This window comes from Flagellimonas olearia, from assembly GCF_009184425.1.
Classification (GTDB): Bacteria; Bacteroidota; Bacteroidia; order Flavobacteriales; family Flavobacteriaceae; genus Flagellimonas; species Flagellimonas olearia.
Genome location: NZ_WELG01000001.1, coordinates 122,658 through 135,605, shown reverse-complemented (window position 1 = coordinate 135,605; position 12,948 = coordinate 122,658). Strand labels below are relative to the sequence as shown.

Sequence of the window (12,948 nt, the reverse complement as noted above, 5' to 3'; positions counted from 1 at the left end):
CCTATTGTATCAAATCAGAAATCGGAATCTTTTGGAAATATAGCTCCTTGACTCCTTCATAGAGAATTCCGATATGGTCTTCATCAACCATGGTAAGACAGGAATAACCATACGTTCCTTCTTCATAAAGTTCTAGCTGGTTCTTCTCCGGCCAGCTCATTCCACCATCGAAACTGGTCTTTATGGTGATATGGTTCCGTTTGGTCTTTGAATTGGGGTTTGAAAAGAACAGGATTTTTCCCCGTTCAGGATGTTCATAAACAATTATGCTCGCCATACAGTTGGGCTCGATCAATGCTTCTCGGGAAGTTGGATGTTCTTCCCAAGTTTTGCCCATATCATTACTTATGGCCACAGACCGGCCATTGATGGAATCGTTTCGATTGGACCGATTTCTATCGTCCCTCATGTTCAGCATGAGAACCCCATTGGAGATTTCCACCACTTGCGCTTCGGTAGTCTCAGATTTTGCCCCTGTTCCAACGGTCCAAGATTGACCACCATCTTCACTGTAGATGATAGTGGAATGCGGTACCCTGTCCTTGTCCTTGTACTGTGCGGCAAAGACCAACGTCCCGTTCTCCATCGTTATCCCGGAGCCCGGCCCATTGAAAAACAATTGCCATTCTGGTTTCTTGGTCATGGATGTGATATTGACGGGCTTGGACCAAGTAACCCCATCATCTTCACTTTTTACCAAAATCAGTTGGCCTGTCTCCTTTGGTAACATTCCAGGCTGGGAAGCATTCCATGCACGCTCTCCTGGATGACCATGGAGCCAAAGGGCCGCCACCCAAATGGTATTTGTGTTTTTGTCTACAAGCACTGCGGGATCTCCAATACCGTTCTGATCTTCTGATAGACCTCCGTACTCTCCCATATCCATGATAACTTTCATAGGTTCCCACGTTTGCCCCCCGTCCGTGCTTCTGCTCATCCCAACATCAATATCTTCTTGAAGATCCACCGGGTCATTATACCTATTATCGTACACCGCAATCAAGGTTCCCTTATTCGTGGTGGCCAGACCGGGAATGCGATAGGTGTCAATATTATCCTCACCTGCTTGCTTAAGGGCGATTCCTATACGTTGGGGACTCATCCCTGAAGTAATTTTGGGTCTCACCTCAGTTCCATCATTAAGCTTTATAGATACAAGCTCAGCATTTATTTTATGGGTCAATTCCGGGATGTCCTTCAATTCAACAGATAGCCAAAAATTATGTTCACCGGACCGTATGGGACTACTCCCCGTGATGGTAAATGTTGCTGTTGGTTTTGTGATTGTGCCAAAAACAGTTTCCTCTTCCATGTTGCCGGTTTCACCATACAAAACTGTTGCCTGGGCAATATCATTGATATCCGTGGTACCTTCGAATGAAAATGTAAAGGTTTCCAGCTGCCTACTTTCCAAAGTATCGGTCAAGGTTATGCCCATATGTAAAATTGCATTCCGTTCCTTCTTGGCCAAAACTGGCATAGTTGGCTGCAGTGTTTCTATTTGGATTCCGGCATCCTTTTTTTGTCCACATGATATAATCCCTGCCAATGCTAAGGCCGTAACTGTCATCCCGAGTTTATTCTTCACCAATCCCATTGATTATTTATTTTCTTTGTTTTCTATTCTTTCAAATGTTTTCCAGCATTGATACAGGGCCCTTGGTACATGAAAACAACCTTTCCACTTCCCTCCCTTGAGCGTTATATGAGGTTCTCCCTGACGGTTTAAATATCCAAACCACTCCCCATTTTCCGGGTCGGGGAAATGTGACCAAGTGTATTCATGGACTTTTTCATACCATTGCCAAATTTTATCGCACCCTGTTTGTTCATAAGCCTTAGCCAAGGCTACTAAGGCTTCCAAATGGACCCACCAGAGTTTTTGATCGTGTTCCAATTGTTGCGGCGGGTAGCCCATGGCATCCTTAAAGTAAAAAATTCCGCCGTATTGTTCATCCCATCCAAAGTCCAACAAACTGAGTATGGTCTGCTTTGCTTTTTGAATCAATCCCAAATCATTACGCCGCACCCCTATGTCCATTATAAACCACATGGCCTCAAGACCATGGCCCGGATTGATGAGTCGGCCTTCAAAAGAATTGTTGAGTGACCCATCCGGGTTTACGTATTCGTATATTAGATTAGAGCCTTCCCTTAAAAACACTTCCATAACCTCATCAACACAAATGTCAATCGTCGTCTCAACTTCCTTTGGATCCAGTACATGTTCAAGCTCCAAAACCAAGTTTGAAAGTATCATGGGCAAGGCGAAATTTTTCAAAGGTCTATTTCCTGTAGCTTTTTCATATGGCCCTTTGGGTTGCTCCCTCCTACTTAAAATGTTATTATAGATCTGCCTTGCCAAGTTTCCCATTTCTTCATCGTCCGTGGCCTTGGCATATTGGGAAAAGGCCATTGCAGCAAAACAATCGGAAAATATGTTATACGGTTGTACCAATGGATTTCCTTCACGAGTGAGGGAAAAATAAAAATTGCCGTGGCCATCCCTTCCGAATTTTCTCAAAAAATCGATTCCTGTCTTGGCCATATCCAACCAATCTTGCTTCTGTTCAACAGAATTATACAGCATAGAGAACAACCAAGCCTGTCTACCTTGCAGCCATACAAATTTATCATGGTCATAAACCTTTCCTTCCCGATTTAAGCAAGTAAAGTAACCCCCATTCCTTTTGTCCACTGAATGGGTTTCCCAAAAAGGGATCACATCTCCAAAGAGTGCACTTTTGTAAACTTTAGAATATCTCATATTATGTATGACATAATGCAAACATACAATATATTTTAAATATCTTTGTCACAACAGAGGAAAAAGATGTTATGTTTAAAGTATGGCAAATTCCAGCAATTTGCCTGCTATTTCAATCCCATTACAGTTAACCAAAAGCTTTATGGAGCCACTAAAAAAGTTAAAGCCAGTAGATACCCTTTCACTGGTTGATAAAGTAGAAATCAGGTTGTTGGAATTTTTCAAGGAGAATAATCTTGGGCCTGGCGACCCCATTCCAAAGGAATTGGATTTTGCCACCAACCTTGGGGTAAGTAGAACTGTTGTGCGAGAAGCTTTATTGCGGTTACGAACCTTGGGGCTGATAGAATCAAAAAAACATCGGGGAATGATTTTAAAGCAACCCGACATCATCAACAATTTTGAGCGGATCATGGACCCTACCCTATTGGGCACGAAGACCTTAAAAAATCTGTTTGAGCTTCGGATGATCCTTGAAATGGGTATGGCAGACTTTCTTTTTGAACACAAGACCCAAAAGGAACTTGAGGAGCTTGAAGAAATTGTGGAAGCGGAAGAAGCCACCAGTACAGGTAAGGCCAGATTTTCTTTGGACAAGGAAGTTGCCTTTCATGGAAAACTCTACCAAATTTCCAAGAATGATACATTACAAAGGTTCCAAGGCTTGCTCTTACCTGTTTTTGAATATGTTTACTTGAAAGAGACCAAGAATCGTAATCTGGATGACTATCACTATACGAAAGGCACGTTTGTGACCCACAGGATGCTTTTGGACAATCTAAAAGTAGGCACTCCAGAGACTTTTAGAAATGCCATGCGAAGACATTTAGAACCCCATTTTGACCATATTTTCAAAAACGGAAAGAAGTAACACCTCTTCTAAAAAACAGAGGGCCAAGAAAACTGGAGACCATTGATATCCCTTTGGGATTTACATCATAAAACACAAAAAGGCCCGACTACTATCGGGCCCTTTCACTTGAACTAAACTAAACTAACTAACTCAAATCAATCAATTAGATTTTACTGCCATCCAGGTGTTTGATCCAACAATGGGTTCCTACCTATCATATCCTCCGTAATGGGCAATACAAGTTTATACTCATCACCAGGATTTAGAAAACTTACATTATCTATCACGAAGCTGTCTCCAGCTCGCCTTAGATCCCACCAACGTTTTCCCTCCCCTACAAACTCCTTGTAACGTTCGTCCAAGATGGCATTGGCATTATCGGTTTGGGAACCATTCACATAACCATGGGTACCCGGATCATAATTGGCTCCATAAGCTCTTTGCCGTATTTGGTTGATCTCACCCGAAGGGTCTTCTCCAAGAAGATTTTTGGCTTCGGCCAATAGCAAGAGTACATCGGCATATCTGTACAACGGTACATCATTTTCAAAAATCCGCTCAGATCCATCCACTTGCCCCAAAAACTTTTTAAGTATCGATCCAAAATATGTAGGCTCGCTATAGGTGGGATAACCGGTACCGCCATTGTCATCCGTATACAATCTAATGAACGTTGCATCCTTTCTAGCATCATCATTGTCATCTAACAGCAAAATGGTCTTTTCAGATTGCCCATATCTATTGGCCCCTGCAATGATAAAGTCGCTCATGGATTCTCCCATGGCGTTAAACTGGGGATTGATCTCTGTACTTCTACCTGTAAAACTGTTATAAATGTTAGAGGCTTCATCCCGTTGATATTGCACTGCAAAAATGAACTCACTGTTCCCTTCGTTTGGTACTCCCCATAAATTATCAATTGTGGGTTCCAGACTTATCCCAAAAGAAGCGATTTGTTGCAAGGCTGTTTTAGCTTCGGTAAAATCGGCATTTCCACCTCCCATCAAATTCCCGGACCATATATACACATCGCCTTTGAGCGCCAAGGTGGCCGCCTTGCTCCAAAAATTCTTGTTGCCTGCCCAAAAACTATTGTCAGAACCAAAAGCGCTCAAGGAAGCTTCAATATCCGACTTAATTTGTGCCATGACATCACTTTGGGAGGACCTTTCCCTGCTAAGTCCAGCTGGGTCAACGGTTGCCAAAGGTTCCAAAATAATGGGAACATTACCCCAGGATTTTAACAAGGTATAGTAATACAATGCCCTTAATCCATAGGCTTGTCCAATTAAATGGCTTTTATCGGACTCGTTTAAAAAGTTTATGTCCTGAATATTAAGTAAGAAATCATTGATTCGATGAATCTGGGTATAAAGTCCAGCCCAGCCCCCATAAGGAGCGGTTGAGACCGTAAAGCTGGATTCTATCAAGGACACATCTGCGGGGCTTTCATAGGTTCTCCCTCCCCATACATCGCTTCGTATTTCACCGAGTGACCATAACCCTCCTGTGGCATCCCTTAAATCAGCATACAATCCTGTATGGGCCGTTCTTGCACCTTCCTCGGTGTCCCAAAACCCAGCCACTGTCAATTCACTTGGCGCTACCAGTTCCAATTCACTTTCGCAAGCTAAGAGGCCCAATATTATTATTGATATTACTATATACTTTCTCATTTCTGTATTTTTTAAAATGTTACATTAAGTCCGACCGTAATGGTTTTAGGTACCGGAAATTCCCCGTACTGCACGCCACCAACCTCAGGGGTATCCCCGCTCATACTTTTAAAATAATGCAGGTTGGTCCCTGTTACATTAATGCTCAACCTTTTGATCACATCATTAAAATATTCAGTAGGGACATTATACGTCAACGTTACTTCCCTCAGTGCCAAATAATCCCCCTTTTCCCAGAACTTTTCGTTGGCCTCAGTCTGCAAGCTTCCTATGCTTTCGCTTCCTCTCCAAACGTTCTTGGTACCATTTACAAAAACAAAACGGGGCCAATCGGTATCGGTATTGTCAGGTGTCCATGAATCCAAGACCTCGATGGGTTGCTCCAAGTTACCCTGTGTCTGGGCATACCCTTTGTTCCTGATATGGTTCCATACCAAGTGTCCTGTGGCAAAATCCGTTTGCACGAACAGACTAAAGTTTTTGTAGCTAAGACTGGTGTTGAAACCTCCAATAAAATCAGGCGTGGTACGTCCAATAACTTTTCTATCAAGGTTATTGATCACTCCATCCCCATTTTGATCGACCCACTTTACATCACCTGCCCATCGTTGGTTCCGGCTAGCTCCAGGCACATATTCATCAGTAATGCCATTATCGGCATCCGCCTCGGCCTGGTTGGCATAAATGGATTCCTGTTCAAAGGCCACCACCAAATCACCTCCATAGCGTTGTCCTTCCTGAAGTCCACCGACCCACTCTTCTTGGCCTGTTTCAGAATTCCAAATCAAGGTTCCACCCTGCCTGTTCAAATCATTGTCATTTTCAGGCAGTTCCACCACATAGTTCTTATTGGAAGTGATGGTGGCCCCTAAGTTCCAAGTAAAATCATCTTTTCTGATGATATCCCCATTTATCTGGAGTTCAACACCTCTGTTTCTATAAGTTCCATTATTGGTCCTTATAGAACCGAAACCTGTATAATAGGGCAAGGTCAAGTTTGCAATTTTATCCTTGATATCCCTTGAATAAACATCCATGATCAGATTCAATCGACTATTGAACAAAGACAGATCCAAACCAGCGTTTAGCGTTGTTGAACGCTCCCAAACCAAATCTTGTGTTGGTAAACTTGAATTGGCATAACCTGTTTGCCCATTATAGATTCCTTGTCCGCTATAGGCTCCAAAAACCACATAGTTCCCTAAATAATCTGGTGCCCCAGGAGGGGTCAGTGAACTAACATTCCCATTGACACCATAACTCAATCTAGGCTTTAATACGGATATGGTCTTCTCTAGTCCTGAATCTTGAAAGAAGTTCTCGTTATGCACATTCCAACCAAGGGATGCTCCCGGGAAGAACCCGAATTTATTGTTGCCCAACCTTGAGGCACCGTCATTCCTGAACGTAAATCCAACCAAATATTTGTTATCATAATCATACAGCAACCTACCAAAAGCCGATACAATGACTTGCTCGGACTCAAAGGTGGAGGGTATCCCATTGGCCTCTGCCCCTGCATTGAGCGTCTGGATCAGATCCGTTGGGGAATTCCTGGTTCCCGCAGAGGAAAGAAAAATATTATCTTTATAATATTCCGCCCCCACCAATGCATTGACATTGTGGTTTCCAAAAGATTTAATGTAGTTCAGGGTGCTTGTCAACTGGTTTCTCAATGTTCGGGTCAAGCTAACGGACGCTTCACGTCCGGTGCGTAAAGGCCCCGTATTGCTGCCAACCCTATAGGCTTTGTTAAAACTCTCGTTATGGTCATTGATGGTGAAATGGCTTCCGTTCAAAGAGAACTTCAATTCATCCATAAGATTCCAATCGAGGCCCACCGAAGCGGTCAAACGCTGTTCCAAGTTCTTTCTGACAAACTTATCCTGATAATACAAAGGGTTACCAAAACCTTGGTTCTGCCCTGGTGCATATTGATCGGACCAAGTTCCATCGGGATTGCTATCATAGGTTCTGGAGGTTGCCGCTTGACCTTGGAACCTTCTGAAAACCGTATCTTCGCTCCCCAACCCTCCCAGGCTTAAATTGGAGTGGGAATATAAAATATTGGAGTTCACCTTGAGCCTATCACTGATTTTATAAGATCCACTGAATTTACCGGAATACCTTTTAAAACCCGTTCCCAAGGTAAGTCCATCGTTGTCCAAAAGACCCAATCCTAAGTAGTATGTACCTTTTTCGTTGCCTCCATCAAAGGATATATAATGGTCCTTGGATTCACTGGTTTGATAAATTCGGTCCCCTACATCCTTATTGTCATAAAACAGAATCTGTTGACTAGGATTTAAAATATCCGGAATGGATTGCCACCCTGGCTGATTAAGGAGGTACTGATTATCTGAGGTCAATAATTGCGTGGTAAAGGGGTCATTTGTGGCATTATTTCCAGTTGCCGCACTATGGTTCCCATCCAAAAAGGCACTAAACGCACCAGGGTCGCCGGACGCCTCCCTATACCAAGCCACTGATTGTCTGTTGTAATCGATGTGATCTGCCGCCCCTATATATTTTTGATCATTGCGCTCATTGTTTACGCTATATCTGTACTTATAATTGATAGAAGACTTACCTGATTTACCCGTCTTTGTAGTGATCAAAATAACCCCATTGGCCGATCGTGCACCATAAATGGCCGTGGCCGCAGCATCTTTTAATACCTCTATTGATTCAATATCATCTGAGTTTAAGGCGTAAAAGGAACTGGGAACCCCATCAACCAAAATCAATGGAGCGTCACTACCACTAAAATTGGTTCCCCCACGTAGTACAATTTCTGGTGTAGATCCCGGCTGGCCTGTGGTATTGGTCACCCGTAAACCGGCAATGGTGCCTTGCAGCGCCGTGGCTGGATTGGAACGTGTGGCACTTTCCAAAACCTGGGTATCCAACTTTGACACAGACGAGGTCAAGGTTGCCCTTGACTGCGTACCATATCCCGTTACCACCACTTCGTCCAACATCGCCGTATTCTCCGCCAAAATCACATCAACAGTGGTTTGGTTGTTGACCGTTATTTCTTGGGTGGTGAACCCAATATAACTGAAGACCAAAATATCACCAGCATTAGCTTCAATGATATAATTGCCATCAAAATCTGTTTGGGTTCCATTGGTGGTATTCTTCACCAAAACAGAAGCTCCGGGTAGTGGCACACCATCTGAGCCTGTTACATTTCCAGTGACCTTTACTTCCTGACCATACATTGCGTCCGAAAGCAGACCAACCAATACAAAAAGAAGGAATTGAATGAGCTTCCCCTTTTTCAAAGGGCTTCCCACCAGATTACCTCTTGAACATTTTTCTGCATAGTTTGAGAGTTTCATAAATTTTAAAGTTTGATTATCTAAGTGTTATGTAGCGAATATAAAAATTATTTGTATTATGTATTACATAATTCATTAAATTTTTTTACTGTTGAGCTTTGTCATCGTGAAAAGGCTTTGACATATACCCATTAATTTCCATCTCTTCAAAAAAGCGTCTTGCTTTTAAAAGTTTATCATCATCGAAAGCCTTATGTGGAAAGCGGCTGGGACCCATATCCAATCCGAACTGTTTCATAAAGCTCTTACTTCCCCCGTGAAAACCACCTAAGGACTCCAGGGTCTCTACAAAAGTGATAGCCTTTTTCTGTAGAAGTTTTGCCTCTTCCATTTCACCATGGGACACACAAGAAGCGATTTTGATATACAAAGGGGCCAAATGGTTATAGGTACTACCAACCCATCCGGTTGCCCCAGTCATGAGGCTATCCATAAATTTTTCATCTATCCCGAAAAAAAGACTTATTCTTTCCGGGGCAAACTCCAAACATTTACCAAAATCCTGTATGTGGTCATTGGTATATTTAATACCAGAAAAGTTCGGAATCATTTCCGTTGCCCTATCCAAAAAATCGGCCATTAAAAAATCAACTCCGGTCAAAACAGGAATATGATAGTAGTAAAAGGGCAAATTGGGTGCAGATTGCGCCACCTCGGAGCAGTATACCAATAAATCATCCATATGCTTAGGTCTAAAGTAAAAAGGGGGCAAAGCTGCTATGGCATCAACAATGTCCGAGGAGTGTTCTGCCAACTCTTTACTTTCCCTTAAATTGGTATGTCCCACATGGTTGATCAGGTAAAATCCCTCGGGCTTACTTTTACCCCAGGCTTCAATAAGTCGTTTGCGCTCCAAAGTACTCAAGGACACAAAATCGCCGGTTGAACCGTTTACAAAAGCCCCCATTACTTTATTCTCCTTTAAAAACTTGGCATAATCTTTAACAATTTCCAGATTCAAGTTCTTATCTTCATGCATTGGCGCATAGGTGGCTGCTATAATTTTTTTCATATTGTATTATGTATTACATATTGCTAAATAAAACAATTAATACATTTAATCAAACAAAAAACAAAAATATCTTTGAAAATCTATCAATCCAATAAAGTAACCTATTGGAAATAAACCAAAAAAACAAAAATCTATGTTCATGCAATCTACCAATCTACGGAAACATTGTGCAAGTGGCTCTGTTCCCAACTGATTACCTTGTAATTATATCTCAAGGGCAATCAAATCCTTGGAACAAGGTTATGGTAAATTGCAAAATCGATTAGATTAGAAGATATTGAAGAACTTTCTAGTATTAAAATAAAATTAGCAGAGTTCATGCAACTTAGCAAGGAAGAAGTTTATGACTACATGTTTGCCACTTATGAAAAATCATCAACGATTGGTATCAACCACGGATATCAGAGGTTTGAAAAATTACTTGCTCCTTTTGGATTGTCCGGATGAGTACCAGAAGTTGTAAAAAAGGATTTTAATGAACTAGCTCAAGTCCGAAATCTTCTTATTCATAGGGGAGGAATCATTGACCGGAAAATCATCAAAGCTCTTCCATGGCTGAAACTTAAGTATGGTGAAAAATTTATAGTGGACAAAACAAGATACATCAAGTATGATCACTCCGTTGCCATTTATTTGACTACCCTAATTATAAGGTCTCGAAAATAATGGAACGTTCGACAAAACGATTTTGTCAAAGAATTTAACACCAAACATTTTCCTAAGTAAGGCTTCAAGGATTACACCCATCACTTTATATCCTTTTGATCCATACTAAAGTCCTAAAATTAAATTTTTGGGTACAATAGGTGAATTTTTAAAATCTAAAAAAGATTTTAAAAACAAAAAACCCACTGAAAATCAGTGGGTTAGATTCTGTCGGGGTGGCAGGATTCGAACCTGCGACCTCCTGCTCCCAAAGCAGGCGCGATAACCGGGCTACGCTACACCCCGAACATAATTTAATTCCAAATATCTTAGGAAACAGCGGAGAGACTGGGACTCGAACCCAGGCAGCACTTACGCGCTGACAGATTAGCAATCTGCTCCGTTACCACTCCGGCACCTCTCCCAATACTTCTTATGAACTTGCACTCTAAAAATGCGGATGCAAATGTACCTTTTCATCCGAAAGAACGCAACTATTTTCCGTTTTTTTTAATTAGGAATTGATTTTATGGACTTTACTCCGGATACTCGACCCTAAGATGGTAGATATTGGTCAGTTTTTGCTTCAATACCTTCTTCACCATCTCAATTTCCTTTAGGGTGATATTGGCATTTAAAAACTGGTTGGCCTGCATTTGCCCCTTCACAATTTTCTCCACAAATTCATCTATGACCAAAAAAGTGGGATTCTTTAAACTCTTGGACGCGGCTTCCACGGCATCCGACATCATAAGAATGGCAGTTTCCTTTGAAAAGGGTATTGGACCTGGATACCTAAAATCATTTTCATCCACCTCAGCCTCAAGTTCCTGTTGTTTTTTATAAAAATAGTACACTAGTGTGGTACCATGATGTGTCCTTATAAAATCAATGATCCTATCTGGGAGATTGTTCTTTCTTGCAATTTCTATTCCATGAATCACATGATCTATGATGATCTTGGCACTTTCCCTCGGCGGCAAATCATCATGTGGATTTACGTTGGTGACCTGATTCTCCGTAAAGAAGGTCGGTTTTTCCATTTTTCCGATGTCATGGTACAAGGCTCCCACCCGGACCAACATGGCATTGGCACCAATCTCATTTGCGGCAGCTTCGGCAAGGTTGGCTACCTGTAATGAATGGTGGAACGTTCCCGGTGCCTTGTCCGACAGTTTCTTCAACAACTTGGAATTGGTATCCGAAAGCTCCAATAGTGATACATCGGATATCAAACCGAACAATTTCTCGAACATATAGATCAAAGGCTGGGCAAAAAGCGTCAAAAGTCCATTCAGGACAAATACCCCGAACAATATCCACTCAATGTTCTCCAGATTTCCCTCATGGATGGCATGGAAGGCGAAATAGCCTATAATATATATTAGGGTAATCTGCCCTACGGAAATAAAGAGATTGGCCCTCTTATACAGTTCTGAGGCGGTTAAAATGGTAACGATACCTGCTATGATCTGAAGAAAAATATACTCGAAGCTGTTGGGTACCACAAAACCAAGAATCAATACGGTTAGTACATGAACAAAAAGCCCCAGCCGGGCATCAAAAAAGTTCTTGAGTACCAAGGGTAGAATACACAGCGGAACGCCATACACATAACTTTCATTGTTCTTTACCATCAGTGTTGTGGCCAACACCATGAGCAATATGTTGAAAAAGATAAAGGTGACCTTATTGTTGTTCTTAAAAATTTCATTTCGATACCGCTTGAGAAAAAGAAACAACATGATCAATACCAATGCCACCAAAATGGTATAGCCCAACATGATGTAATAGTAGTTGTTGCCTTGCCAAAGTTCCGATTCATACTCTTCCTTCAAGGAATTAAGGATCTTGAAATTTTCGGCCTCGACGACTTCGCCCTTGGCAATGATCAGCCTCCCTTCCGATACCTCTCCCCGTGTGTAGGATATCTTGGACAGCTCTTGTTGCAAGGCACTTTCCGTCAAGGTTTCGTCATAGAAAAGATTGGGTTTTATGTTGGATTGAACCGTATTCTCCAACCCAGTCTTATCCACCACATTGGAACGGGAAATTTGTGAAGACACCTGTCTTTTCGCTCCTTCCAAGTCGAGAAAATCATTGGGTGCCATGGGGATGGCCTCGTTGTTCCGCACCAAAACAATGGAATTGGAACCCGGGCTGTTTTCAAAAACACCTTTGGCATAAATGCTATCGATCACCGCCATACCCACATTGAGCATGTTCCGTTGCTGCCGCGCCGAATACGCATTGGAAGTGGCCCACTGTTCCAGTTCCTTTTGCACATTGCTCTTTATCGAGCTAACAATGGATGCATCAAAATTGTAATAGTCCGTTTTGGTATTGCGGACGGAAAGCTGTTCCTGGGCTATTTCATCTGAACTTTTCTGGATGGAAAAATCAATGGGAGCATATAGATTTTCATACTGCCATGGCTTTCCCTTTTGAAATTCATACTTAAATTTTCCGCCTTTAGGAAAAAAGAAAACGATGAGGGCTACAGATACCAGATAAAGAAAATACTTGTAGGCAAGTGATTGATGTTTATATACATTGTCCAAAGCTTTTCCCATATCGTATGCTGATATCCCCAAAAATAGAAAATATATATTAAGGAGTGCCGTACAATCACGTCTTACCCTTTGGATTTA

Annotated in this window: 7 protein-coding genes and 2 tRNA genes; 1 reads left to right on the top strand and 8 read right to left on the bottom strand. The window is 41.9% G+C overall.

Annotation, left to right across the window (positions count from 1 at the left end; genetic code table 11):
• Position 1: 1 nt before the first annotated feature.
• Together F8C76_RS00630 and F8C76_RS00625 are read right to left on the bottom strand one after the other, a co-directional pair.
• A complete protein-coding gene (locus F8C76_RS00630; protein ID WP_249042329.1) occupies positions 2–1,588 on the bottom strand; it encodes a sialidase family protein in 1,587 nt (528 codons plus the stop codon).
• Positions 1,589–1,600: 12 nt separating this feature from the next.
• Positions 1,601–2,767, bottom strand: a complete 1,167-nt coding sequence (locus F8C76_RS00625; protein WP_152130011.1) for a n-acyl-d-glucosamine 2-epimerase — start codon at positions 2,765–2,767, stop codon at positions 1,601–1,603.
• Between the two features lie 142 nt (positions 2,768–2,909).
• On the opposite strand from F8C76_RS00625, the gene F8C76_RS00620 reads away from it, so the two are divergent.
• The gene (locus tag F8C76_RS00620) at positions 2,910–3,638 is read left to right on the top strand and encodes a FadR/GntR family transcriptional regulator (protein ID WP_129654195.1); all 729 of its coding nucleotides are present in this window, start codon (positions 2,910–2,912) and stop codon (positions 3,636–3,638) included.
• Positions 3,639–3,790: 152 nt separating this feature from the next.
• On the opposite strand, the gene F8C76_RS00615 is transcribed toward F8C76_RS00620, so the two are convergent.
• From F8C76_RS00615 to F8C76_RS00590, 6 genes are all read right to left on the bottom strand, one after another.
• The gene (locus F8C76_RS00615) at positions 3,791–5,296 is read right to left on the bottom strand and encodes a RagB/SusD family nutrient uptake outer membrane protein (protein ID WP_152130010.1); all 1,506 of its coding nucleotides are present in this window, start codon (positions 5,294–5,296) and stop codon (positions 3,791–3,793) included.
• Positions 5,297–5,307: 11 nt separating this feature from the next.
• Positions 5,308–8,640 carry a SusC/RagA family TonB-linked outer membrane protein gene (locus F8C76_RS00610; protein WP_152130009.1) on the bottom strand — a complete coding sequence of 1,111 codons (3,333 nt, stop codon included), beginning with the start codon at positions 8,638–8,640 and terminating at the stop codon, positions 5,308–5,310.
• Positions 8,641–8,725: 85 nt separating this feature from the next.
• A complete protein-coding gene (locus F8C76_RS00605; protein WP_152130008.1) occupies positions 8,726–9,652 on the bottom strand; it encodes a dihydrodipicolinate synthase family protein in 927 nt (308 codons plus the stop codon).
• Between the two features lie 876 nt (positions 9,653–10,528).
• Positions 10,529–10,603, bottom strand: a tRNA-Pro gene (locus tag F8C76_RS00600).
• Between the two features lie 34 nt (positions 10,604–10,637).
• A tRNA-Ser gene (locus F8C76_RS00595) sits at positions 10,638–10,721 on the bottom strand.
• Between the two features lie 112 nt (positions 10,722–10,833).
• On the bottom strand, positions 10,834–12,870 hold the full coding sequence (locus F8C76_RS00590) for an HD family phosphohydrolase (protein ID WP_152130007.1): 2,037 nt from the start codon (positions 12,868–12,870) through the stop codon (positions 10,834–10,836).
• Between the last annotated feature and the right edge of the window lie 78 nt (positions 12,871–12,948).

What these genes read in the sequence shown, in the direction of transcription:
- F8C76_RS00625 (WP_152130011.1), bottom strand. Translation starts at nt 2,767, where the DNA reads ATGAGATATTCTAAAGTTTACAAAAGTGCACTCTTTGGAGATGTGATC.
- F8C76_RS00605 (WP_152130008.1), bottom strand. Translation starts at nt 9,652, where the DNA reads ATGAAAAAAATTATAGCAGCCACCTATGCGCCAATGCATGAAGATAAG.
- F8C76_RS00615 (WP_152130010.1), bottom strand. Translation starts at nt 5,296, where the DNA reads ATGAGAAAGTATATAGTAATATCAATAATAATATTGGGCCTCTTAGCT.
- F8C76_RS00610 (WP_152130009.1), bottom strand. Translation starts at nt 8,640, where the DNA reads ATGAAACTCTCAAACTATGCAGAAAAATGTTCAAGAGGTAATCTGGTG.
- F8C76_RS00590 (WP_152130007.1), bottom strand. Translation starts at nt 12,870, where the DNA reads ATGGGAAAAGCTTTGGACAATGTATATAAACATCAATCACTTGCCTAC.
- F8C76_RS00620 (WP_129654195.1), top strand. Translation starts at nt 2,910, where the DNA reads ATGGAGCCACTAAAAAAGTTAAAGCCAGTAGATACCCTTTCACTGGTT.